Consider the following 21,648-nt stretch of genomic DNA (forward strand, 5'->3'; position numbering starts at 1 on the left):
TGTGTCGAGAGCCGCTCGCCCCCGGTCGTTTCGTCGGATGCCGTGCTCACAGCATGTCGACGTCGATGTCGTCCACGCCCTCGGTGCCGAGCTTGACGAAGGTCGCTCGGCGCGGCCCGAGGGCGGCGACCCGGTCTTGGAGCCCCTTGACGAAGTCGTCGTCGCGCAGCTCGGGTCCGTCGAACCGCTCGGTCTCCGCGAGGATCTGGCTGGCCGGTCCGAGCAGCATCATGATCTCGCCCACCTCGCCGTTCTCGAGGACCGCCGGCGCGCGCACTTCGGCGGCAGCCGTGTTGACCGCGAGCGCCGCCGCGTACTTGACCAGCACGTCCGCGATCGCGTCGCCGGTGAGCAGGGAGCCGCTCGCGTAGTGGATCCGCTTCATGACCCATCCATACGTGCGGAAGGGCAAGCGGTCAAGGCTCCGGAGAGGGGGTTGACCTCGCCCCGCTAGCATGGCCCGGTGAGCGCGCGCGAGGAGGAGGACATCGTCCGCCGGCTGCGCGCCGCGGGCTGCGTCTTCGCCGAGGAGGAGGCCGCGCTGCTGGTCGAGGCGGCCGCGTCGCCGGACGAATTGGAGACCCTGGTCGCCCGCCGCGTGGCCGGCGAGCCGCTGGAGCCCCTGCTGGGCTTCGCCGAGTTCGGGGGCCTGCGCATCAACGTGGACGCGGGCGTCTTCGTCCCGCGCCGGCGCACCGAGCTGCTCGCGCGCGAGGCGGCGGCGCTGACCCGGCCGGGCGACGCGGTGCTCGACCTGTGCTGCGGAGCGGGCGCGATCGGCGCCGTCATCGCGGCGCGCGTGCCCGGCGCCGAGGTGTTCGCGGCCGACGTCGAGCCGGCCGCCGTACGTGCGGCCCGGGCGAACCTCGACCCGGCCCGCGTGTTCGAGGGCGACCTGTTCGCCCCGCTGCCGCCCGGCCTCCGCGGGGCGCTCGCCGTGATCGCGGTGAACGCGCCGTACGTCCCGACGGAGGCCATCGCGCTGATGCCGCCGGAGGCGCGCCTCTACGAGCCGGCGGTGGCGCTGGACGGCGGCGCGGACGGCCTCGACCTCCACCGCCGGATCGCCTCGGAAGGCCCCGAGTGGCTGGCGCCCGGAGGCTCGATCGTCATCGAGACCAGCGACGAACAGGCGGCGCGCACCGTGGGGCTGTTCGAGGCGCAGGGGCTCGCAGCGCGCGTGGTGACCGACGACGACCTCGACGGGACGGTCGTGATCGCGTCCACGCCGCCCCGGAGGCCCTGAAACCCGCGGCGGCGCAGGGGATACCCTTTTTCCTGTTTTCGGTCTAAGTTCCACCCCATGACCAGCCTGACCCGAAGGCTGCCGCTCGGTGTGTCCCACCCGACCGCCTCCGACCGCATCCGGCAGAGCGGAGTGATCGCCGCGACCGTCGTCGCGCTCTGCGGCGCGGTGTATGGCTCCGGACTCATGGGAGGCCGCCCCATCCCCCGCGTCGCAGGCGGCGCGCTCGGGCCCGACGCCACCCTCCTTGCACCTGCCGGCCCGGCGTTCGCCATCTGGTCCGTGATCCACCTGGGACTGGCCGGGTACGCGATCTGGCAGGTGCTGCCGTCGCAGGCCGCGCGCCACCGGCAGCGCGCGGTGGGCTACTGGCTCATCGCCTCCCTTCTCCTCAACGCCGCCTGGATCCTCGCGGTGCAGGCCGGGCTGCTCGCGCTGAGCGTGCCGATCATCGTCCTCCTGCTCGTGGTGCTCGTCGTCGCGTTCGCGCGGCTGCGCCACGAGCCGGGAGGGACGACCGCCGACGCCGTCCTCCTCGACGGGACGGTCGGCCTCTACCTGGGCTGGGTGATGGTCGCGACGGCCGCCGACGTGGCGGCGTGGCTGCATGCGGCCGGCTTCACCGGGTTCGGGATCGAGCCGGAGGTCTGGGCGATGGCGGTCCTCGCGGCGCTCGCCGTGGTGGCCTGCGCGCTCGCGGTGTGGGACCGCGGCCGGCTGGCGCCCGCGCTCGCGTCGGCGTGGGGGCTCGTGTGGATAGCGGTCTCGCGTGTGGTGGGAGGCCTCCCGAGCGCCGTGGTCGCGGTCACCGCGCTCGCCGCGGGGATCCTCGTGATCATGGTGGCCGTGGCGGTGCGCGTGGCACGCGGCGGCCGGGTGCGGCGCAGCTGACCGCCGTGGAACCTGAGGTCTGACACACAGGATTCCCAGAAGCCCGGCGCCTACGCTGAGTGGATGCCCGCCCGCCCGACCCGCCGCCGCGCGACCGCCGCGCTCCTGGCCTACACCGCGATCGTCGCCGCGGTCGGATTGTGGCCGACGCCCGTCGACCGGCCGTTCGATCCGCTGCTGTTCCGGATCCTCCGGGCCGTGGCGGTCGTGGGGATCCAGCCGGCCGACGCCTACGACCTGGTCGAGTTCACGGCCAACGTGGCGTTCTTCGTGCCGCCCGCCCTGCTCATCGTGCTGATCGCCGGCCCCCGCCGCTGGTGGATCGCCCCGCTCGCCGGCCTGCTCTGCAGCGTCGCGATCGAGCTCACCCAGCATTTCGTGCTGCCCTCCCGCTTCGGCGCCGTGAACGACGTGATCGCGAACACCCTCGGCGCGCTGATCGGCACGGGGATCGGAGTGCTGGTGGTGGCGCGGCGGCGCGCGGATGCACGCGATCCGCGAACTTCCTGACACGATCGTCCAGGGGAGACGAGAGGAGACGCCGACGCGATGGCTGGAGTGCTGACCGGATTCGGGATCATCGCGTTCGTCATCCTGGTCGGCTACGTCGCCGGACGGTTCCGCGTGGGCGGCCCCACCGCACCGTATGTGCTCAACCGGATCGCGTTCTTCGTCACCAACCCGGCGCTCCTGTTCGTGACGCTCGCGCACGCCGACCTGAAGGTCGTGTTCTCGACCCAGCTCGTCGTCGCGGCCATCGCCGCGCTCGCCGCAGCCGGCCTCTTCCTGCTGCTGTCGCGGCTGTTCTTCCGGCGGCCGGCGGCGGAGACGACGATCGGGACGCTCGGCTCCGGCTACGTCAACGCCAACAACATCGGCCTCCCGGTCGCGGTCTACGTGCTCGGCAGCGCGTCGTACGTGGCGCCGGTGCTGCTGCTCCAGCTCATCGTGTTCGCGCCGATCGCGCTCACGGTGCTCGACATCACCAGCCGCGGGACGGTGTCGCTGCGGTCGATCCTGACGCAGCCGGTGCGCAACCCGATGATCATCGCCTCCCTGCTCGGCATCCTCGTGGACGTGCTCCACATCCCGATCCCGGCCGCGGTCTACCAGCCGTTCGAACTGCTCGGCGGCGCCGCGGTGCCGCTCGTCCTGATGGCGTTCGGGATGTCGCTGCACGGGTCGCGGCCGCTGCAGGCGGGGCACGGGCGGGCGGAGATCGCGACCGCGGTGCTCCTGAAGTCGGTCGGGATGCCGCTGGTCGCGTTCGCCGTGGCGCGGTTCGCGTTCGGCCTCGAGGGTCACGCGCTGTTCGCGGCGGTCGCGCTCGCCGCCCTCCCGACCGCGCAGAACGTCTACAACTTCGCCGCCCGCTACGAGCGCGGGATGCCGGTGGCACGCGACATCGTGCTGCTGACCACGCTCTTCGCGGTTCCGGTGCTGCTGGTCGTCGCGGCGCTGCTGGCCTAGCGCGCCGCGTCGAGCTCGCGGAGGTACTCGGCGTTGCCGCGCACGGCGGCCTCGTAGCGCAGCAGGTCGGGGGTGCGGATGCGGTCGGCCGCGAGCTCCATCAGCTCCGCGACCGCGGCGTCGCTGCGCCCGGCGGCGTGCAGCGAGAGCGCGTGCCAGACCCGCACCGACTCGGACTCCGGGAACGCCTCCCGCGCGCGGCCGAGCACGGCGAGCGACTCGTCGAAGCGCTCCAGGTTGCGCAGGGTGCTGCCGTACTGGAGGAGGCACTTGCGGCGGGTGTCGCCCTCCAGTCCCGCTTCGAGCGCGCGCTCGTAGTAGAAGGCCGCGGTCTGCTCCTCGCCGGCGGTGTCGTAGGAGCCGCCCACCTCGTACAGGACGTGCGCGTCGTCGGGATGCTCGGCGAGCACGGCCAGGAACGCCTCGATGGTCGGCGCCATGTTCTCGCGGTCGCGCGCGGCGAACAGCCGGGCGAGGCGGTCGAGCAGTTCGGGGGAGGTGGCGGGCATGCGCACCAGCCTAGGCGCGCAGCACGCTCTCGACGGCCTCCCGCAGCGGCGCGGGCAGCTCCGACGGCCCCAGCTCCTCGGTGAGGACGCGCCCGTACTGCTCCTTGCGGCCGGAGGTCGTGCCGAGGAACCGGTGCAGCTGGGCGAGCACCGGCCGCTCGCGCTGCGCGGGCTGCCGCTGGAAGGTGCGGAACAGGCCCAGGTCGCCCTCACGGGCGAGCGCGGCCTCCGCCCGCTCGGCGCCGAGCGCCCGCAGCAGTTCGCCCTCCAGATCCGGCCGGCACACCGACACGGACGCCTCGTCCAGGCCCGCCCGCTCGAAGAAGCCCGCCTCGCCGACGTCGCACAGGCCGTGCAGCCGGACGTGCGCCGGGCGCAGCATCCGGACGAACCGGCGCACGCTCATCGCGCCGCCCATCGGCAGGATGGCCACCCCCGCGGCCGGCGGGTCCACGCCGAGCAGCCGGGAGGCCTCCCGGCAGGCCGCGCGGTCGCTCGCGCCCTCCACGAGCAGCGCACCGGCGAGCTCCGGCGGCACGGGGACGGGAACGGCGCCGGCCCGCTCGGACCACGCCGCCGCGGCGCGCTCGAACCGCGCCACCGCCGCGGCTCCGTCGAGCATGGGTCCCGTCACCCGGCCCATTCTGCTCCTGGTGCCGTCGCCGCGGCGCGCGTACGGTGCAGCCCATGAAGGTCATCATCTTTATCGCAGGCGTCGCAGTCGGCTTCGTGATCGGCACCCGCGCGGGCCGTGGAGCGTACGAGAACATGCGGAACAAATGGCAGGGCTTCTCGGGCTCGGACCAGGTGCAGCAGGTGAAGGACGGCGTCCGCGACTTCGCGGGCCACGCCGCCTCCGACCTCAGCGACAAGGTCACCGAAGCCGTCGGCAAGGCGTCGGACAAGCTCGACGAGGTCACCGGCAAGAAGGCGGACAGCACCCCGACCGAGGCGTGAGCGCGGACCCGCCTCAGGCGTCCTGACCCGTCTCAGGCTCCCTGAGGCGGGTGCGCCAGCAGGTCGACGCGCTCCGCCAGGTAGGCGGGGAAGCCGACGGTCTGCTCCGACGAGGCGCTCCACCGCACGAGCGCCTCGCCGTCCCGCAGCAGCAGCGGGCCGGTGGAGGCTCGCAGCGCCTCCACCGTCAGCTCGATCTCCGGCGCGTCGAAGTCCACGGTCTCGCCGTCGCGGAAGTGCCCCCGCTCGGCGGCCGCGCGGTACGCGCGCCGGGTCTCCGCCGACACCGACACGTACTGGGTCCGCCCGGGCGGGGTCGCCCGCACGAGCTGCCCGGTCGCGAACAGCGTGCCGTCGCGGCCGAGCAGCAGCACGCCCAGCCGCCAGACCCGCCCCTCCGGTCGCAGCACCGGCTCGCGCGGGATGCCGAACGTGCGGCGCCGCGGCACCAGGACCGCGAGCGCTTCGTCCCGGGCGCCCACCTCGGTCAGCCGCCGGACGGCCTCCGCGAGCGCGTCGCGGATGCGGGCGACGGCCTCCCGGTCGCGGGAGTCCTGGTCGCTCAGCTCATCCACGCATCCGAGGATAGGCCGCGCGGGCGGTGGTCCGGTCGGCCGGCGTCATCGGGCGGATCGAGAACGAGGTCGCGTCCGTGACCATCAGCAGCTCGACGCCCTGCGCATGGCGCAGGATCACGAGGGCGGAGGCGTCGGACTCCGCGACCCGCTCCACCTGGTTGAGGAAGATGCGCGCCATCTCGTCGCTGACGTGGAAGTCGCGTCCGAGCGCGTGCACGATGTACCCGGGACCGTGGTAGCCGGGACCGTGGGACTGGGGGGACTCGAGCCGCGTCTCCTGCCGGAACCCCTCCACCGCCGTCCTCGCCGCTGGCGTCATCGTCATCGGTCCCCTCCTCCGCTCGGCGGAGCCCCGACCCCCGCACTGTAGACCGTAAGACTGTCGCGCGAATGTGGCCAGGGGGTTGACGGGGGGTTAGATGGAGGCATGAAAACCCTGAGCCTCCCGAACATCGCCGTGCCCGCCTCCAACGTCATCCTCGGCCTCATGCGGATCAGCGAGCTCTCGGACGAGCAGATCCGCACTCTGGTCGGCACCGCGCGGGACGCGGGCGTCACCGTGTTCGACCACGCCGACATCTATGGCGGCGACCACGGCTGCGAGCGACGGTTCGGCGAGGCGGGCGCCATCCCCGCCGCCGAGCGCGACCAGGTCGTCATCCAGTCCAAGGTCGGCATCCGGAAGGGCTACTTCGACTTCTCGCGCGAGCACATCCTCACCACCGTGGACGAGTCGCTCGCCGCGCTGCGCACGGACTACCTCGACCTGCTGCTGCTCCACCGCCCCGACACCCTGGTCGAGCCGGAGGAGGTCGCGGCGGCGTTCGACGAGCTGGAGGCCTCCGGCAAGGTGCGCGCGTTCGGCGTGTCCAACCACACGCCCGGCCAGATCGAGCTGCTGCGCCGCTGGGTGAAGCAGCCGCTGAAGGTGAACCAGCTGCAGCTCAGCATCACCCACTCGCCGATCATCGCGCAGGGGGTCGCGGCCAACATGGCGGCGCTGGACCAGTCCATCGTCCGCGACCTCGGCATCCTCGACTACGCCCGGCTGAACGACATCACGCTGCAGGCGTGGTCGCCGTTCCAGAAGGGATTCTTCGACGGGGTCTTCCTCGGCGACCGCGAGGAGTACGCGGAGCTGAACGACGCGCTCGACGAGCTCGCCGCGAAGTACAGCGTCACGCCGACCGGCATTGCGACCGCGTGGATCACCCGGCACCCCGCGAACATGCAGGTCGTCCTCGGCACCACCAACCCGGGCCGGGTGCAGGAGGCCGCCGCGGGCTCCGACCTGCCGCTGACCCGCGAGGAGTGGTACCGCCTCTTCCGGCTGGCCGGCCACATCCTCCCGTAGCCCGCCGAGTGGGCGCAAAGTCCGCCCGAAACCGCCGAGTGGGCGGATAATCAGCCGTCTCGCGGGGAGGCGTGCGCATCCGTGGGCTCGCGGGCGCTCGGCGAGCCGTGGGTGCCGCGGAGCGCGCGGGCGGGATACCGTCGTCCGAGTGGAAGATGTCCGGCTCGGCGCCTCGCGGCGGCTCGCCGCGAGACTGAGGCTCCTGCGCGTCGGCGGGGTCCGGCAGAGACTGGTGCGCCCGACGGACTCCCCGCAGGCGTTCGTCGCCGGCCGGCAGAGCCTCCGGGTGCTGCTGGCGGGCTCCGGCCCGGTCTCCGGCTGGGGCGTCGGCAGCCACGACCTCGCGCTGCCCGGCGCGCTCGCGCGGGCGATCGCGGCGACCACGGGGCGCGGCGTCGTCGTGGATGTCGTGACGCACGAGACCGCGGGCGTGCGCAGGGTGGCCGGGATGGTCCGCGACGCGGGCGCCGGCCGGTACGACCTCGTCATCCTGAGCGCCACCGTCGCGGACACGGTCCGCATGGCCGAGCCCCGGCGGTGGGGCGCGCACGTCGCGGAGCTGCTGCGGGAGGTCCGCGGCAGCGGTGCGGGGCTGGTCGCCTGGCTCGGCGCGCAGCCGATCCGGTCGCTGCCGCCGTTCGACGACGACTTCCGCGACTTCGTCCGGCAGCACGCCGTGCGGCTGAACCGCGTGGCCGAGCAGGCGTGCGCCGACACGGGCGTGATCTTCCTCCCGCTGCCCGAGTCGCCGAAGCCCGAGGGCGGCCGACACCGGAGCCCGGCCGACTACCTGTTCTGGGCGCGCTGGATCACCGACGAGCTCGCCCCGGCCCTCATCGGCCATCCCGTCGAGGCCGCGCATCACACCTCCACCGCGGAGGACCGGGTGGCCGCGATCGACAGGCTGCGGCTCGGCGAGCACACGCAGGACGCCCGGCTGGAGGGGCTGGTCGGCACCGCGCAGCGCACGCTCGGCGCCGAGATCGCGATGTTCACCGTGCTCGACGACCGCGCGGAGTGGCCGCTCGCGATGGTCGGGGCCTCGCCGCGCGAGATCCCCATCGAGCAGTCGGCGTGCCTGCACACCCTCCAGTCGCCGGACGGGATGGTCGTGCCCGACGCCGAGCACGACGCGCGCTTCGCCGCGAGCGAGCTCGTCACCGGCCCCGCCCACCTGCGCTTCTACGCCGGGTACCCGGTGGAGGCGCCGGACGGCACCCGCATCGGCGCGATGTGCGTCTTCGGCCGCACGGCACGCCAGCCGGCCGAGTCGGACAGCGACCTCGACGTCCTCCGCGAGCTGGCCCTCCTAGCCCAACGCGAGCTCTACCGCTTCGACCCCACCACCCCCTGACCCCACCCCCTCCTCTCTCCTCTCCTCCCGCCGAAGGGCACGTTGTTGTCACTTTTGGGCGCGAAAAGTGACAACAACGTGCCCCTCGGCGCTGCTGGAGGGGTGGGGTTACGCGGAGGCGGCGGCGGTCAGCGCGGTGAGGCAGCGGTCGAGCGAGCCGCCGAGCGCCCAGCGCTCGCCGAGGGCCTCCAGGGCCGCGCGCTGCTCCTCGCCCGGCGCGCGCAGGCGGGCGTCGAGGTCGCCGAGCGGGAGGTCGCGGACGACCTCCACGACGGTGGGTGCGACGGAGAGGTACTCGACGGCGGCTGCGAACCTGGCTCGCAGCGCAGGCTTCATCGCGCTGGCCGGGTCGGCCGCGGCCGCCTCGATCCCGGGCAGGTCGCCGTACTCGGCGAGCAGCGCGCCCGCCGTCTTCTCGCCCACGCCGGCGACGCCGGGCAATCCGTCGGAGGAGTCGCCGCGCATGACCGCGAAGTCGGCGTACTGGCGCGCGTGGATGCCGTACTTGGCCACGACCGTCGCGTCCGTCAGCACCTCCAGGTTGCTCATCCCGCGCGCCGTGTAGACCACCCGCACGTCCCGGTCGTCGTCGACCAGCTGGAACAGGTCTCGGTCGCCTGTCACGACATCCACCGGCCCCGGCGTGACCGTGGCGAGCGTCCCGATCACGTCGTCCGCCTCGTGCTGCGCCGCGCCGACGATCACGATGCCGAGGGCGTCCAGCACCTCCCGGATCACCGGCACCTGCACCACGAGCTCGGCCGGCACCTCCTCCACATCCACGCCACCTGGGACCTCCTCGGCCACCCGGTGCGCCTTGTAGCTCGGGATGAGGTCCACGCGCCAACGCGGCCGCCAGTCGTCGTCCCAGCAGGCCACCAGCGACTCCGGCCCGTAGTCGGTCACGAGCTTCGCGATGATGTCGAGGAAGCCGCGGATCGCGTTCACCGGGGTCCCGTCCGGCGCGCGCACCGTGTCGGGGACGCCGTAGAAGCCGCGGAAGTAGAGGGATGCGCTGTCGAGGAGCATCGTTCGCCCGGTCACAGCCCGATCATGCCATGCCGCTAAGGTGTGCGCATGGCCGGAACCATCGTCGTGGAACGCACCGACACCATCCAGACCACGCCCGAGGCGCTGCTGCCCTACATCGCGGAGCTGCCGCGCTGGGTGGACTGGTCGCCGTGGGAGGGCATGGACCCCGCCCTGAAGCGCGAGTACACCGGCGAGCCCGGCGCGGTCGGCTCGACGTACGAGTGGAGCGGCAACCGCAAGGCCGGCGCCGGGAAGATGCGGATCGAGTCCGTCCAGCCCGACGGTGTGGGCGTGGCGCTCGACTTCACGCGGCCGTTCAAGTCGAGCAGTCACGTGCGCTTCCTGCTGACGCGGGAGGGCGACCGCACGCGTGTGATCTGGCGGATGGAGAGCGCGCGGACGTTCTTCAGCCGCTTCTTCAACCTGGACAAGCTGATCGGCCCCGATTTCGAGAAGGGACTCCGCCAGCTCAAGATGCTGGTCGAGTCATGACGCTGGCCCCGCTGCTGGTGTCGGCCGTCGCGGTGGTCCGCGACCGGCGCGTGCTGATGGTGACCTCCCGCGGCCGCGACGTCTACTACATGCCGGGCGGCAAGGTGGACCCGGGCGAGACCGCAGCCGAGGCGGCGGCGCGGGAGGCCGAGGAGGAGGTCGCGCTCACGCTCGACGCCGCCGCGCTGGCCGAGCTGTTCGAGGTGCGGACGCAGGCCCACGGGGAGCCGGACGGGCGGCAGGTGCACATGCGCGTCTTCCGGGCCGAGACGGATGCCGAGCCCTCGCCGTCCGGTGAGGTGGATGCGGTGCACTGGGTGACGACGGCGGATGCGGACCGCTGCCCGCCGGCCGGGCACCTGGTGCTGGAGCGGCTCGCCGCGCTCGGCCTCATCGACTGAGCGGCTGTCACCACCTCCAACCTCCGCCGAAGGGCACTTAAACGCCCCTAAAGCGCCGTTATAAGGGCCACAACGTGCCCTTCGGCGGGCTGGACGCGGGCGCGCGAGGGCGACCAGTAGGGTGTGGATGTGAGTGAGAGCGGGCGCGCGCCGGGCGTGCGGGAGGTCGCGGCCGCAGCGGGAGTCTCGCGGCAGACCGTCTCCCGCGTCCTCAACGACCACCCGAGCATCCGGCCGGAGACGCGCGAGCGGGTCCTGGCGGCGATGGCCGACCTCAACTTCCGTCCGAACCGGGCCGCGCGCATGCTCACCACCGCGCGCTCGCGCACCATCGGCGTGCTGGCGTCGTCGGCGTCCTCGCTGTTCGGGCCGGCCTCCAGCATCGACGCCGTCGAGCAGGCGGCGCGCGACGCGGGGTACTTCGTGACCGTCGCGCACGCGGCCTCTCTCGACCCGGCTGACCTCGGCGCGGCCGTCGACCATCTCGGGGCGCAGTCGGTGGAGGGCGTCATCGTCATCGCCCCGCAGCGCGCCGTGCAGGAGGCCATGACCGCGCTCTCGCTGGCGGTCCCGTCCGTCGCCCTGCACGGGGCCGGGGTCGCGGGCGACGAGGGCGTCTTCGTGGACCAGGTGGAGGGCGCCCGGCTGGCCACCCGCCACCTGCTCGCGCGCGGCCACACCCGCATCGCCCACCTCAGCGGCCCCGGCGACTGGTCGGAGGCGCGGGCGCGCCGCGACGGCTACCTGGCCGAACTGGCCGCGGCCGGGCGGGAGCCTGTGGTCTCGCGGGAGGGCGACTGGACGGCCGCGTCCGGCGCGGCGATCGGCGCGGAGCTCCTCGCCGACCCGGAGCTGACGGCGGTGTTCTCGTCCAACGACCAGATGGCGCTCGGGCTGCTGCACGCCGCGCGCGAGCGGGGGTGCCGGGTGCCGGAGGACCTCGCCGTGGTCGGCTTCGACGACATCCCGGAGGCCGCGTACTTCGCGCCGCCGCTGACGACCGTGCGCCAGGACTTCGCCGAGCTGGGCCGCCGTGGGGTGGCGCGCCTGGTCGCGCTGATCGAGGGACGCGAGCTGGCGTTCGACGCGCCGGTGGCGCCGGTGCTGGTGGTGCGCGACTCGGCTTGACACCTCCCGCGGGGGATCGTCTACACTCGTCACATACGAATGTGACCGGTCACAACGGAGTGAGAACCATGAACACCCAGCGCGACGCCCTCGTCGCCGGACGCACCGCCCTCGGCATCGAGCTCGGCTCCACGCGCATCAAGGCCTGCCTGGTCGACGCCGACGACCCCGCGACGGTCCTGGCCGTCGGCTCCCACGACTGGGAGAACGAGTTCGCCGACCGCGTGTGGACCTACTCGCTGGACGCCGTCTGGTCCGGCCTCCAGGCCGCGTACGCCGCGCTCGTCGCCGACGCGGAGGCGCGCCACGGCGTCCGGCCGCGGACCTTCGGCGCCATCGGCGTCTCCGCGATGATGCACGGCTACCTCGCCTTCGACGCCGCGGGGGAGCTGCTGGCGCCGTTCCGCACCTGGCGCAACACGACGACCGGCCCCGCGAGCGCCCAGCTCAGCGCACTGTTCGGCGTCAACATCCCGCTGCGCTGGTCGATCGCGCACCTCCACCAGGCCGTCCTCGACGCCGAGCCGCACCTGGGGCGCCTGCACTCGATCACCACGCTCGCCGGCCACGTGCACGAGCGCCTCACCGGCCGCCGCGTGCTCGGCGTCGGGGACGCGTCCGGGATGTTCCCGATCGACTCGGCCACGAAGACCTACGACGCCGAGCTGGTCGCCCGGTACGACGGCCTCGTGCGGGACAAGGCGCTGCCGGGCCTCCGGGAGCTCCTTCCCGAGGTCCTCGTCGCCGGTGAGCCCGCCGGCGAACTGACGCCCGCCGGCGCGCTCCTCCTCGACCCGTCGGGAGAGCTCCAGCCCGGCATCCCGCTCTGCCCGCCGGAGGGCGACGCCGGCACCGGGATGGTCGCCACGGCCTCGGTCGCCCCGCGCACCGGCAACGTCAGCGCGGGCACGAGCATCTTCGCGATGGTGGTCCTGGAGCGCCCGCTCGCCGAGGCGCACCACGAGCTCGACCTGGTGACGACGCCCGCCGGCGACGCCGTCGCGATGGTGCACTGCAACAACGGCGCGAGCGAGCTCTCGGCGTGGGCCGGGCTGTTCGGGAGGTTCGCGGAGGCCGCCGGCGCGCCGGTCGCACCCGACGCGGTGTTCGAGACGCTGTTCCGCGAGGCGCTCGACGGCGAGCCGGACGCGGGAGGCCTCCTCGCGTACAACTACCTGGCCGGCGAGCCGATCACCGGCCTGGAGGAGGGCCGCCCGCTGGTCGTCCGCACGCCGGACAGCCGCCTCACGCTCGCCAACTTCGCCCGCGCGCAGCTCTACGGCGTCTTCGGGACGCTCGCCCTCGGGATGCGCGTGCTGCACGCGGAGGGAGCGGCCCTCGACCGGATGTTCGCGCACGGCGGGATGTTCCGCACCGCGGGCGTCGCGCAGCGCTTCCTGGCCGGAGCGCTGGATGCGCCGGTCTCCGTCGCCGACACCGCGTCGGAGGGTGGGGCGTGGGGGGTCGCCGTGCTCGCCGCGTACCTCCGCGCGGCCCGCTCGGGCACGCCGTTGGATGTCTACCTCGACCGCGACGTGTTCGGAGGCTTCGCCGTCGAGACCGTGGAGCCGGACGCGGGCGACGTGGCGGGCTTCGCCGCGTACCTCGCCCGGTACGCCGACGGGCTGGCCGCCGAGCGCGCCGCCGTCGCGTCGATCGCTCTGAAGGGAGCCGCCCGATGACCCCCACCCCCGAGTCCCCCGCCACCCGCCGCACCCGCGAGCAGGTCGCGGCCCTCCACGCCGAGCTGGTCCGCTACGGCCTCGTCGTCTGGACCGGTGGCAACGTCTCCGGCCGCGTCCCCGGCGAGGACCTCTTCGTCATCAAGCCGAGCGGCGTCGACTACGACGACCTCGCGCCGGACAACATGATCCTCTGCACCCTCGACGGGGAGGTCGTGCCGGGCTCGCCGGGATCCGACCGGTCCCCGTCCTCCGACACCGCCGCGCACGCCTACGTGTACCGCAACATGCCCGAGGTCGGCGGCGTCGTGCACACTCACTCCACCTACGCCACGGCGTGGGCGGCCCGTGCCGAGGCCATCCCGTGCGTCATCACCGCGATGGCGGACGAGTTCGGCGGCGAGATCCCGGTCGGCCCGTTCGCGATCATCGGGGACGACTCCATCGGCCGCGGCATCGTCGCGACGCTCGACGGCCACCGGAGCCGTGCCGTGCTCATGCAGAACCACGGCCCCTTCACCATCGGACGCGACGCGCGCGACGCCGTCAAGGCCGCGGTCATGGCGGAGGACGTCGCCCGCACCGTGCACATCGCCCGGCAGGGCGGCCCGCTCGTCCCCATCCCGCAGGAGGCCATCGACAGCCTCTTCGACCGCTACCAGAACGTCTACGGACAGAACCCGGAAGGATCCGTCGCCTGATGCCGAAGCTCACGACCTCCCTCGACCACTACGAGGTCTGGTTCCTCACCGGCAGCCAGCACCTCTACGGGCCGGAGACGCTCGCGCAGGTCGCCGAGCAGTCCCGGGGGATCGCCGACCGGCTGGGCGCGTCCGCCGACGTCCCGGTCCGCGTCGTCTGGAAGCCGGTGCTGACCGACTCCGACGCCATCCGCCGCATCGCGCTGGAGGCCAACGCCGACGACGCCGTGATCGGGCTGGTCGCGTGGATGCACACCTTCAGCCCCGCCAAGATGTGGATCGCCGGACTCGACGCCCTCCAGAAGCCGCTGCTGCACTTCCACACCCAGGCGAACGTCGAGCTGCCGTGGGGCGAGATCGACTTCGACTTCATGAACCTCAACCAGGCCGCGCACGGCGACCGGGAGTTCGGGTACATCCAGACGCGGCTCGGGGTGCCGCGGACGACGGTCGTCGGCCACGTCAGCGACCCGGCCGTGACGCAGCGGATCGGCACCTGGACGCGCGCCGCCGCCGGCCACGCGGCCACCCGCTCCCTGAAGCTCGCCCGCTTCGGCGACAACATGCGCTTCGTGGCGGTGACGGAGGGCGACAAGACGGAGGCCGAGCTGCGCTTCGGCGTGCAGGTCAACACCTGGGGCGTGAACGAGCTGGCCGACGCGGTCACCGCCGCCTCCGGCTCGGCCGTGGACGCGCTGGTCGCCGAGTACGAGGACCTCTACGACGTGGCTCCCGAGCTGCGCCGCGGCGGAGAGCGCCACCAGTCGCTGCGCGACGGAGCCGCGATCGAGGTCGGGCTGCGGTCCTTCCTGGAGGAGGGCGGCTTCGGCGCCTTCACCACCAGCTTCGAGGACCTCGGCGCGCTCAAGCAGCTCCCCGGCCTCGCAGTGCAGCGCCTGATGGCGGAGGGCTACGGCTTCGGCGCCGAGGGCGACTGGAAGACGGCCATCCTGGTCCGCGCCGCGAACGTCATGGGCGCGGGCCTCCCCGGCGGCGCGTCGCTGATGGAGGACTACACCTACGACCTCACGCCCGGCGACGAGCGCATCCTCGGCGCCCACATGCTGGAGGTCTCGCCGTCGCTCACCAGGGCGAAGCCGACCCTGGAGGTCCACCCGCTCGGCATCGGCGGCAAGGACGACCCGGTGCGTCTGGTCTTCACGGCCGACCCCGGCCCCGCGGTCGTCGTGGCGCTGTCGGACATGCGCGACCGCTTCCGGCTCGTGGCGAACGTCGTGGAGGTCGTGGAGCCGACGGCCCCGCTGCCGAAGCTCCCGGTCGGCCGCGCCGTGTGGAAGCCCGCCCCCGACTTCACCACATCGGCGACGGCGTGGCTGGAGGCCGGCGCGGCGCACCACACCGTGATGAGCACCGCCGTCGGCATCCAGGCGTTCGAGGACTACGCCCGCATGGCCCGCACCGAGCTGCTCATCATCGACGAGGACACGACGCTCCGCGCCTTCTCCCGCGAACTCGACTGGAACGCCGCCTACTACCGCCTGGCCCGCGGCCTCTAGCCGCGCCCCACTGACCCCCGGCCGCCGGCATGTCATCGGCGTCGGCGGCCGGGTCCCACCTCCCCAAACAATCTCTTCCGGAGTTGTGTACGCAACACGCCGGGCCGCGACGTACACAACTCCGGAATTGATGGGAGGGGGTCAGGAGGTGGGGGCTACGGGGGCTTGGAGTTCGGTGAGCCAGTCGGGGCCGGGGGTGTGGCCGGTGGCCTGGAGGTAGACCTCGCGGGTGGGGCCGGTCACGTGGTAACCGTCGGCGGCGATGCGCTCCATCAGCGCCATCCACGAGTCGCCGATGCCGGTCATGTCGCCGCGGTGCAGCAGCGTCGCCGCGAGCGGGACCGCCGGGAGGTCGACCACCTCGTAGCCGTCGCCGGGCCGCGGCGGCGTCTCGGCCGGGTACGAGATGTGCACCTCCAGCCGCTCGTCGTCTCTGGCCTCGTACCAGAACACGGACGGCGCGAGCAGCGGGCGCCCCGCGGCCTCCAGCGCCTGGTCGAGCGAGCCGATGAGCGGGGTCGACCATCGGCCCGACCAGCTCCGGGCCCATCCCGGGCGCGGTGCCGCTGACGGCGTAGACGGTGACCGGCTCCAGTGCGCGGTATTCGACGGGTGTGGCCATGATCTCTGTTCCTTCCAGTAGGAGGAGGCGTCGCTCCAGGCGGTCGAGCCGGTTCCGGTCGTCGGCGATGCCGTCCGCCAGCTCGGCCCGGCGCTGCCGCAGCGCCGCCGTGAGGGCGGGCCGCGGGTCGTCGGACGCCAGCACGGCGGCGATCGCGTCGAGGCCGATCCCGAGCTGTCGCAGCTCGACGATCAGCAGCAGGCTCCCCAGCTGCGCGTCCGAGTACCAGCGGTAGCCGGTGTGCTCGTCCACGCGCGCCGGCCGCAGCAGGCCGATGGCGTCGTAGTGGCGCAGCATCCGGACGCTGACCCGCCCGATCGCGGCGAACTCTCCGATGGTGTACATGATGGAGGCCACGATCCAGCCTGACACGGTGTGAGGGTCAAGCGCCGTTAGGGTGAGCGCATGAGCGTCGCGCGTCGCACCCTGATCGGGGCCGGGATCGGAGTGGCCGCCCTCGGCGTCCTCGGCGGGGGCGCGGCGTTCGCGGTGGAGGAGCGGCTCCTGCCCGGCCGCTCGGAGCTGCACCGGCTCCTGGGCCTGAACGGCACGCCGGGCCGCATCCCCGACGTCGCTGCCGGCCCGGCCGTCAGCGGTTCGTTCGTCTCCGCCGCGCGGCTCGGCACGACCGTCGGCTGGACCGTGAGCTACCCGCCGGGCTCGAAGCCGGGCGACGCCCTCCCCGTCCTGATCGCACTGCACGGCTTCGGCGGCGACCACCGCTCGGCGTTCGGCTCCGGGCTGGGGCTCGACCGCTTCCTCGCCCAGGCGGTGCAGCACGGCGCGCGGCCGTTCGCCGTCGCGTCCGCGGATGGCGGCAACACCTACTGGCATCGCCGGGCGACCGGGGAGGACGCGGGCGCGATGCTGACCGACGAGTTCGTCCCGCTCCTCGCGAAGGCCGGGTTGGAGACGACGAAAGTCGCGTTCCTTGGCTGGTCGATGGGCGGCTACGGCGCCCTCCACCTCGCCGGCGTCCTGGGCGCCGCGCGGATCGCGTCGGTGGTCGCGGAGAGCCCGGCGATCTGGCACACCGCGAAGGAGGCCGCCCACGGCTCGTTCGACGGCGCGGCCGACTTCGCCGCGAACACGCCCTTCGGCAAGGAGGCGTCGCTCGCCGGGATCCCGCTGCGCGTCGAATGCGGCACGGGAGACGGCTTCTGCCCGAACGTCCAGGACTACGTCGCCGGCCTCCACCCGCGGCCGGCCGGCGGCTTCACCCCGGGAGGCCACGACCTCGACTACTGGCGGCGCCAGGCGCCCGCCCAGCTCGCGTTCGCCGCCTCCCACTTCGCCCGATGACGAGGGGCACGTCGTTGTCACTTTCCTGGCGGAAAAGTGACAACAACGTGCCCCTCGCGTCACGGGTTACTTGTCGTCGGCGACACCGCTGCGGCCGTGCGTGGGCACGACCTGCGTGACGGCGCCGGAGGCCGGGTCGAGCAGCACCTCGCGCTGCTGCGGGTGCTTCCAGTCGAACAGCCCGTTCAGCGAGCCGGCGCGGGCGTCGAACGACGCGTCGCCGATCCGGCCCGTGCCCCAGTTGTCCTCGATGAACTTCAGCGGGCTGGTCTGCTCGATCGCGGTGTGGTCGACCTTGTTCTGCGCGGCCCACGGCGAGACCACGAGGAACGGCAGGCGCTGGCTCGGGCCGCAGCGGTCGGCGTAGCCGCCGGCGATCTGCGTCTGGCTGGTGCAGACCGCGGAGTCGACGGCCGCGTCGTTCGAGCCGTTGGCCACGGTCGGCGCGACGTGGTCGTACCAGCCGTCCGAGTCGTCGTAGGTCACGACGACAGCGGTGCTCTTCCAGTCCTTCGACTTCTGGAGGGCGTTGATCTCGTTGACGAGGAACTTCTGCTCGTCCAGCGGGTCGGAGTAGGCGGCGTGGCCGTCCTGGGCCTCCGGGGCCTTGAGGAACGAGACGGCGGGCAGGTTGTTCGCCGCGAGCGCCTTGTCGAACGAGGTCAGGTCGTACTGGTGGTTGGCCTGGTCGGTGTGACCGATGGCCTGGGTCGACGTCGGCGGCAGGTGGTGCGGGTTCGACGTGGACTTGTAGTACGAGAACGGGTTGTGGTGCGGCGAGTAGTCCTTCGGCGTCGCGCCACCGATGTTCGCGGTGGTCGCGTCGCACTTGGCGTAGCTGCCGGCCTGGCCGTTCCACGCGGTGGTCGGCGTGAAGCCGCCCTGGAACCAGCCCCAGCTGACGCCGCGCGAGTTGAGCAGGTCACCGACGTTCTTGCCGGCCATGCCGACCAGCGCCGAGGTGGAGGTGTGGTCGCTGTCCGAGCAGTCGTCGTACACCGGGTCGGGGTCGCCGATCACGGTGCCGACGCTCGCGGCGTTCTTCGACACGACCGACGTGGAGGCCGGGAGGACCGCCCCGGTCTTCGGGTCGTAGGCGGTGCCGCCGTGGGTCTGGCCCGAGATCAGGTTGAGCGCGCCCGGCGTCGACGGGCCGAACGTGGTGTCCCACATGTTGTCGCTCATCGAGTAGTTCTGCGCGTAGTTCCACAGCCCGGTGACCGTGTTGCCGTCGTAGTAGTCCATGACCAGGCCCGGCTGGCCGAACGCGCCGGTGCAGGTGTCGGTCTCGGTCTTCTGGACGAACATGTCCATCTTGCCGTTGTCCACTGCCTGCTGCTCGGCGGCGTAGCCGTGGTTCTGGTCGCAGGTGAGGGCCTGCGCCGGGGTCAGCCGCTGCGGGGCGTACAGGTTCGGGTTGTTGGTGAGGGTCCCGCTGCTGGCGAGGGTGTTGGCCGCGGGGGTTCCGGCGGCGGCGGTGAACGTCGTGCCGTCGGTGTTGGCCGCCTTCGGGTAGGTGCCGAAGTAGTGGTCGAAGGAGATGTTCTCGTCGAAGATCACGACGAGGTGCTTGATCGGGGTCTGGGTCTGGTTGGAGTGGTCGGGGGTCCCGTGGGCCGGGAACGCCGACGCGGGGGCGATGGCGAGGACGCCTGCTCCCACGAGGGTCGCCGCGCCGAGCAGCGCCAGCCCGGCCGAGGCGACCGGGCGGCGGCGCAGACGAGAGAGTCTGGACACGATTTCTGCTTCCTTCTGTCGGTGGGTGTTACCTGATGCCTCCGGCTCACGCGAGCATGCTGCGCCCGAGCCAGTCGGAGGAGTCGCGGGCTCCGGGGAGCGCGAAGTAGTAGCCGCCGCCGAACGGCTGGACGTAGTCCGTCAGCGGCTCGCCGGCGAGCCGCTTCTGAACGGCCACGAACTGCCGGTCGAGGTCCTGGTTGAAGGCGACGAAGACGAGTCCCATGTCGAGCGTCCCGTTGGCGTCGACGCCGCCGTCGTAGTTGTAGGCGCGGCGCAGCATCCGCTGGTCGGCGCTCGCCGTCGTGCGCGGGTTGGCGAGGCGGATGTGGGCGTCGAGCTGGATGACGTCGCCGGTCGGGTCGTTCTCGTAGTGCGGGTCGTCGTGCTCGGCCGACGCGGTGAGCGGCGCCCCCGTGTCGCGGCGGCGGCCGATCATGTTCTCCTGCTCGTGCAGGTTCACCCGGTCCCAGAACTCGACCAGCATCAGGATGACGCGGACGACGTGGTAGCTGCCGCCGGCGGTCCAGGCGGGCTCGCGTCCCGTCCCCTGCGTCCAGACGAGCCGCTTCATCAGAGCGGCGTCGTGGACGTCCGGGTTGCTCGTGCCGTCCTTGAAGCCCATCAGGTTGCGCGGGGTGCCGCTGGGCCGCGGCGGGGAGACGAAGCCGTCCTGGCGCCAGCGCACGCCCATCCCGCCGCGGGTCGCCCGCGCGATCTCGCGGACCGCGTGCGTGACCGCGTCCCGGTCGTCGGCGCAGACCTGCAGCAGGAGGTCGCCGTCGCACACCTCGCGGCGGAGGGAGTCGTCGGGGAACTCGTCCATCGTCCGCAATTGCGCGGGCTTCGCGGAGGCCAGGCCGAAGCGGCCGTCGAACAGCGACGCTCCCGCCGAGAGCGTGACGGTGAGCCCGTCCGGCACGACCGTGGGGCCGAGGACGCCGGAGTCGCGCGGCGGCGCGGTCAGCCCGGGGTCGGGAGGGGTGCCTCCGGTGGTCAGGAAGCGTGCGCGCTCGGTGATCGTCTTGAGCAGGTCGGCGAGCTCGGCGCGGGAGGCCGCGGTCACGTCGAGCGCGACGAACGCGGCCGAGCGCTGCACCGGCGTGAGGATGCCCTGCTGGTGCTCGCCGTGGAACGGGGCAGCCGCCGCGCGGATGGCCGGGGGCGCCTGGTGCGCGCTCGCCGCGACCGGCGCGAGCGCGACGCCCGCACCTCCCGCCACGGCAGCCCCCGCCGCGACGCCGGCGCCCGCGGTGAGGAAGTCCCTCCGCCCCAGCCCCGTCACGGTGTCCTCCTCGGGTCGCAGATCGCCGCGACCGGCGCCAGCAGCTCCGCCGTCTCGCTGAGGGCCGCGTCGACGTGCTCGCGCTGGGCCGTGGTCAGCGCCGACAGCCGGGTCCAGGTCCCGTCGGCGCCGCGGAAGCCCTCCACGAGCTGCTGGGTGGAGGCGATGGACTGCTGCGTCGCGGCCAGCTGGGGATAGCGCGACGCGAGGAGGTCGTGCAGCGGCGCCAGCGCCTGGGCCGCGCCGGTCAGGTTGGCGTCGACGGTGGCCAGCTCGGTGCCCGAACCGGCGTCGGCCGCGCCGGCGAGCACGTCCCGGAGCGCGTCCTCCACGATCTCGTGCGCACGCAGCCCCATGTCGCCCGGGTCGATCTGCGCCTTCGGGAACTGCGCGAGGAGCGTGTCGACGTCGGAGACGAGCTGTTGCGCCGGTCCGACGACGGCGGCGGCAGTGGCACCGGAGAACAGGGGCGACTCGACCGCGTGGAAGCCGGTCAGCCCGTGGCCGGGCAGCCCGTCGATCGCGTCACCCGCCGCGCCGAACGCGCCGTAGGCGGCGCCGAGCGTCTCATAGGTGGTGTGTGCGGTCAGCCAGTCGCGCTTCGCCGCCGGTAAGTCGCCCTCCTCGGCGTCGGCCGCGACGGCGGCGACCTGCTGGCGCAGGGCCGGCAGGCGCGAGCCGACCCAGGCGCCGTACGCCTTGGCCGGCGGGATGAGGTCGGCGCGGGTCACCGGCACCATTCCCGGGGTGAGCGCCGTCCCCGGTGGAGCGGGGCCCACCCGGACCGTCGGTCCGCTCGCCGGGTCGGCGTCCGCGGGGAGGCAGACGAACCGGTACCGCCCCGAGCCGAGCGCCACGCGGGCGTGGGCGTGCGCGCCGGCGCCGATGCTCTCCAGGTCGAGGTAGACCTTCTTCGTGTCGACCGCCTGAAGGTACACCTCGACACCGGCGATGGTGGTGTTGGAGACGTCGAAGGAGACGGTGCCGCCGAGCGCCCGTCCGTCGTCGGCCCAGCCGCGACCGCAGTCGTCCGTCCCTGCGCTGACCTCGACCTCCGAGGACGGCGCAGCGCGAACCGCGGCCGGCCGCGCCGCGACGGCGACGATCACGGCCACGACGACGAGGGCCGCCAGTACGCCGACGAGCGCCGTGAGCCGGGCGCGCTGGGACATGGACGACGAGCCTCCTGAGGAGTGGACAGGAGCGAGCCTAGGAGGCGCCTGTGCGTCCCCGGGGGTGCTTCATCCGCTGTTCACCAGACCGTCACGGCGAGGGCCCCGAACGGGGGTGGTCGGCGCGTCGACGCCCGCCGGCAGAACAGTTGTCCCACTGGACACCATCCGAATTGCGCGTACCGTTCGTGGATTTGGGTTCTTCAAAAGAGAGCGCG

Annotated in this window: 24 protein-coding genes and 1 pseudogene; 14 read left to right on the plus strand and 11 right to left on the minus strand. The window is 73.1% G+C overall.

Going from position 1 to position 21,648, the window contains the following annotated elements; genetic code table 11:
* Positions 1–46: 46 nt before the first annotated feature.
* Entirely contained in the window at positions 47–385 is a 339-nt protein-coding gene (locus ABCS02_RS27490) for a hypothetical protein (protein WP_345838887.1), read from the minus strand.
* 78 nt (positions 386–463) lie between these two features.
* On the opposite strand from ABCS02_RS27490, the gene ABCS02_RS27495 reads away from it, so the two are divergent.
* From ABCS02_RS27495 to ABCS02_RS27510, 4 genes are all read left to right on the plus strand, one after another.
* Entirely contained in the window at positions 464–1,246 is a 783-nt protein-coding gene (locus ABCS02_RS27495) for a putative protein N(5)-glutamine methyltransferase (protein WP_345838888.1), read from the plus strand.
* A gap of 57 nt (positions 1,247–1,303) precedes the next feature.
* Complete coding sequence (locus tag ABCS02_RS27500; protein ID WP_345838889.1) at positions 1,304–2,137, plus strand: tryptophan-rich sensory protein; 834 nt, start codon at positions 1,304–1,306, stop codon at positions 2,135–2,137.
* Positions 2,138–2,200: 63 nt separating this feature from the next.
* The gene (locus ABCS02_RS27505) at positions 2,201–2,647 is read left to right on the plus strand and encodes a VanZ family protein (RefSeq protein ID WP_345838890.1); all 447 of its coding nucleotides are present in this window, start codon (positions 2,201–2,203) and stop codon (positions 2,645–2,647) included.
* A 39-nt stretch (positions 2,648–2,686) separates the two neighbouring features.
* Positions 2,687–3,607: an AEC family transporter gene (locus ABCS02_RS27510; RefSeq protein ID WP_345838891.1), complete on the plus strand. Its 921-nt coding sequence runs from the start codon at positions 2,687–2,689 to the stop codon at positions 3,605–3,607.
* Here ABCS02_RS27510 and ABCS02_RS27515 read toward each other — a convergent pair.
* On the minus strand, positions 3,604–4,116 hold the full coding sequence (locus ABCS02_RS27515) for a tetratricopeptide repeat protein (protein ID WP_345838892.1): 513 nt from the start codon (positions 4,114–4,116) through the stop codon (positions 3,604–3,606). The genes ABCS02_RS27510 and ABCS02_RS27515 overlap by 4 nt on opposite strands.
* Before the next feature lie 10 nt (positions 4,117–4,126).
* Positions 4,127–4,750, minus strand: a complete 624-nt coding sequence (locus tag ABCS02_RS27520; protein WP_345838893.1) for a TOPRIM nucleotidyl transferase/hydrolase domain-containing protein — start codon at positions 4,748–4,750, stop codon at positions 4,127–4,129.
* Positions 4,751–4,803: 53 nt separating this feature from the next.
* On the opposite strand from ABCS02_RS27520, the gene ABCS02_RS27525 reads away from it, so the two are divergent.
* On the plus strand, positions 4,804–5,073 hold the full coding sequence (locus ABCS02_RS27525; RefSeq protein WP_345838894.1) for a hypothetical protein: 270 nt from the start codon (positions 4,804–4,806) through the stop codon (positions 5,071–5,073).
* A gap of 32 nt (positions 5,074–5,105) precedes the next feature.
* On the opposite strand, the gene ABCS02_RS27530 is transcribed toward ABCS02_RS27525, so the two are convergent.
* A complete protein-coding gene (locus ABCS02_RS27530; protein WP_345838895.1) occupies positions 5,106–5,648 on the minus strand; it encodes a hypothetical protein in 543 nt (180 codons plus the stop codon).
* The gene (locus ABCS02_RS27535) at positions 5,641–5,976 is read right to left on the minus strand and encodes a TetR family transcriptional regulator (protein ID WP_345838896.1); all 336 of its coding nucleotides are present in this window, start codon (positions 5,974–5,976) and stop codon (positions 5,641–5,643) included. Before ABCS02_RS27535 ends, ABCS02_RS27530 begins: the two co-directional genes overlap by 8 nt.
* Positions 5,977–6,078: 102 nt before the next feature.
* On the opposite strand from ABCS02_RS27535, the gene ABCS02_RS27540 reads away from it, so the two are divergent.
* Both ABCS02_RS27540 and ABCS02_RS27545 read left to right on the plus strand, forming a co-directional pair.
* Positions 6,079–7,005, plus strand: a complete 927-nt coding sequence (locus ABCS02_RS27540; RefSeq protein ID WP_345838897.1) for an aldo/keto reductase — start codon at positions 6,079–6,081, stop codon at positions 7,003–7,005.
* A gap of 148 nt (positions 7,006–7,153) precedes the next feature.
* Complete coding sequence (locus ABCS02_RS27545) at positions 7,154–8,359, plus strand: GDSL-type esterase/lipase family protein (RefSeq protein WP_345838898.1); 1,206 nt, start codon at positions 7,154–7,156, stop codon at positions 8,357–8,359.
* A gap of 108 nt (positions 8,360–8,467) precedes the next feature.
* Here the strand turns inward: ABCS02_RS27545 and ABCS02_RS27550 are convergent, their stop codons facing one another.
* The gene (locus ABCS02_RS27550; RefSeq protein ID WP_345839175.1) at positions 8,468–9,388 is read right to left on the minus strand and encodes a 5'-3' exonuclease; all 921 of its coding nucleotides are present in this window, start codon (positions 9,386–9,388) and stop codon (positions 8,468–8,470) included.
* 48 nt (positions 9,389–9,436) lie between these two features.
* Between ABCS02_RS27550 and ABCS02_RS27555 the strand changes: the two genes are divergently transcribed.
* The 6 genes from ABCS02_RS27555 to araA all read left to right on the plus strand — a co-directional run bounded on the left by ABCS02_RS27555 (position 9,437) and on the right by araA (position 15,312).
* Complete coding sequence (locus ABCS02_RS27555; protein WP_345838899.1) at positions 9,437–9,883, plus strand: SRPBCC family protein; 447 nt, start codon at positions 9,437–9,439, stop codon at positions 9,881–9,883.
* Positions 9,880–10,284 carry an NUDIX domain-containing protein gene (locus ABCS02_RS27560; protein WP_345838900.1) on the plus strand — a complete coding sequence of 135 codons (405 nt, stop codon included), beginning with the start codon at positions 9,880–9,882 and terminating at the stop codon, positions 10,282–10,284. Before ABCS02_RS27555 ends, ABCS02_RS27560 begins: the two co-directional genes overlap by 4 nt.
* Before the next feature lie 129 nt (positions 10,285–10,413).
* Complete coding sequence (locus tag ABCS02_RS27565) at positions 10,414–11,412, plus strand: LacI family DNA-binding transcriptional regulator (RefSeq protein ID WP_345838901.1); 999 nt, start codon at positions 10,414–10,416, stop codon at positions 11,410–11,412.
* A 68-nt stretch (positions 11,413–11,480) separates the two neighbouring features.
* Positions 11,481–13,094 carry an FGGY-family carbohydrate kinase gene (locus tag ABCS02_RS27570; protein ID WP_345838902.1) on the plus strand — a complete coding sequence of 538 codons (1,614 nt, stop codon included), beginning with the start codon at positions 11,481–11,483 and terminating at the stop codon, positions 13,092–13,094.
* On the plus strand, positions 13,091–13,795 hold the full coding sequence (locus ABCS02_RS27575; protein ID WP_345838903.1) for an L-ribulose-5-phosphate 4-epimerase: 705 nt from the start codon (positions 13,091–13,093) through the stop codon (positions 13,793–13,795). Before ABCS02_RS27570 ends, ABCS02_RS27575 begins: the two co-directional genes overlap by 4 nt.
* Positions 13,795–15,312 carry an L-arabinose isomerase gene (araA, locus tag ABCS02_RS27580; RefSeq protein ID WP_345838904.1) on the plus strand — a complete coding sequence of 506 codons (1,518 nt, stop codon included), beginning with the start codon at positions 13,795–13,797 and terminating at the stop codon, positions 15,310–15,312. The genes ABCS02_RS27575 and araA overlap by 1 nt, the downstream gene beginning before the upstream one ends.
* Positions 15,313–15,453: 141 nt before the next feature.
* On the opposite strand, the gene ABCS02_RS27585 is transcribed toward araA, so the two are convergent.
* A complete protein-coding gene (locus tag ABCS02_RS27585) occupies positions 15,454–15,765 on the minus strand; it encodes a GyrI-like domain-containing protein (RefSeq protein ID WP_345838905.1) in 312 nt (103 codons plus the stop codon).
* A gap of 364 nt (positions 15,766–16,129) precedes the next feature.
* Positions 16,130–16,279, minus strand: a pseudogene (locus ABCS02_RS27590) (MerR family DNA-binding transcriptional regulator); the annotation flags it as partial.
* 60 nt (positions 16,280–16,339) lie between these two features.
* On the opposite strand from ABCS02_RS27590, the gene ABCS02_RS27595 reads away from it, so the two are divergent.
* Entirely contained in the window at positions 16,340–17,236 is an 897-nt protein-coding gene (locus ABCS02_RS27595; protein ID WP_345838906.1) for an alpha/beta hydrolase-fold protein, read from the plus strand.
* 66 nt (positions 17,237–17,302) lie between these two features.
* Here the strand turns inward: ABCS02_RS27595 and ABCS02_RS27600 are convergent, their stop codons facing one another.
* The 3 genes from ABCS02_RS27600 to ABCS02_RS27610 are packed head-to-tail and all read right to left on the minus strand — an operon-like array spanning position 17,303 to position 21,430.
* Positions 17,303–18,973 (minus strand): alkaline phosphatase family protein, encoded by a 1,671-nt coding sequence (locus ABCS02_RS27600; RefSeq protein ID WP_345838907.1) that lies wholly within the window; start codon positions 18,971–18,973, stop codon positions 17,303–17,305.
* A 46-nt stretch (positions 18,974–19,019) separates the two neighbouring features.
* The gene (efeB, locus tag ABCS02_RS27605) at positions 19,020–20,258 is read right to left on the minus strand and encodes an iron uptake transporter deferrochelatase/peroxidase subunit (RefSeq protein WP_345838908.1); all 1,239 of its coding nucleotides are present in this window, start codon (positions 20,256–20,258) and stop codon (positions 19,020–19,022) included.
* Positions 20,255–21,430 carry an EfeM/EfeO family lipoprotein gene (locus ABCS02_RS27610; protein ID WP_345838909.1) on the minus strand — a complete coding sequence of 392 codons (1,176 nt, stop codon included), beginning with the start codon at positions 21,428–21,430 and terminating at the stop codon, positions 20,255–20,257. Before ABCS02_RS27610 ends, efeB begins: the two co-directional genes overlap by 4 nt.
* Positions 21,431–21,648: the final 218 nt, after the last annotated feature.

Source organism: Microbacterium sp. X-17 (assembly GCF_039615055.1).

Coding starts and splice junctions, on each gene's coding strand:
- ABCS02_RS27490 (WP_345838887.1), bottom strand. CDS start 385: ATGAAGCGGATCCACTACGCGAGCGGCTCCCTGCTCACCGGCGACGCG.
- ABCS02_RS27500 (WP_345838889.1), top strand. CDS start 1,304: ATGACCAGCCTGACCCGAAGGCTGCCGCTCGGTGTGTCCCACCCGACC.
- ABCS02_RS27505 (WP_345838890.1), top strand. CDS start 2,201: ATGCCCGCCCGCCCGACCCGCCGCCGCGCGACCGCCGCGCTCCTGGCC.
- ABCS02_RS27510 (WP_345838891.1), top strand. CDS start 2,687: ATGGCTGGAGTGCTGACCGGATTCGGGATCATCGCGTTCGTCATCCTG.
- ABCS02_RS27515 (WP_345838892.1), bottom strand. CDS start 4,116: ATGCCCGCCACCTCCCCCGAACTGCTCGACCGCCTCGCCCGGCTGTTC.
- ABCS02_RS27525 (WP_345838894.1), top strand. CDS start 4,804: ATGAAGGTCATCATCTTTATCGCAGGCGTCGCAGTCGGCTTCGTGATC.
- ABCS02_RS27535 (WP_345838896.1), bottom strand. CDS start 5,976: ATGACGATGACGCCAGCGGCGAGGACGGCGGTGGAGGGGTTCCGGCAG.
- ABCS02_RS27540 (WP_345838897.1), top strand. CDS start 6,079: ATGAAAACCCTGAGCCTCCCGAACATCGCCGTGCCCGCCTCCAACGTC.
- ABCS02_RS27550 (WP_345839175.1), bottom strand. CDS start 9,388: ATGCTCCTCGACAGCGCATCCCTCTACTTCCGCGGCTTCTACGGCGTC.
- ABCS02_RS27555 (WP_345838899.1), top strand. CDS start 9,437: ATGGCCGGAACCATCGTCGTGGAACGCACCGACACCATCCAGACCACG.
- ABCS02_RS27560 (WP_345838900.1), top strand. CDS start 9,880: ATGACGCTGGCCCCGCTGCTGGTGTCGGCCGTCGCGGTGGTCCGCGAC.
- ABCS02_RS27570 (WP_345838902.1), top strand. CDS start 11,481: ATGAACACCCAGCGCGACGCCCTCGTCGCCGGACGCACCGCCCTCGGC.
- ABCS02_RS27575 (WP_345838903.1), top strand. CDS start 13,091: ATGACCCCCACCCCCGAGTCCCCCGCCACCCGCCGCACCCGCGAGCAG.
- araA (WP_345838904.1), top strand. CDS start 13,795: ATGCCGAAGCTCACGACCTCCCTCGACCACTACGAGGTCTGGTTCCTC.
- ABCS02_RS27595 (WP_345838906.1), top strand. CDS start 16,340: ATGAGCGTCGCGCGTCGCACCCTGATCGGGGCCGGGATCGGAGTGGCC.
- ABCS02_RS27610 (WP_345838909.1), bottom strand. CDS start 21,430: ATGTCCCAGCGCGCCCGGCTCACGGCGCTCGTCGGCGTACTGGCGGCC.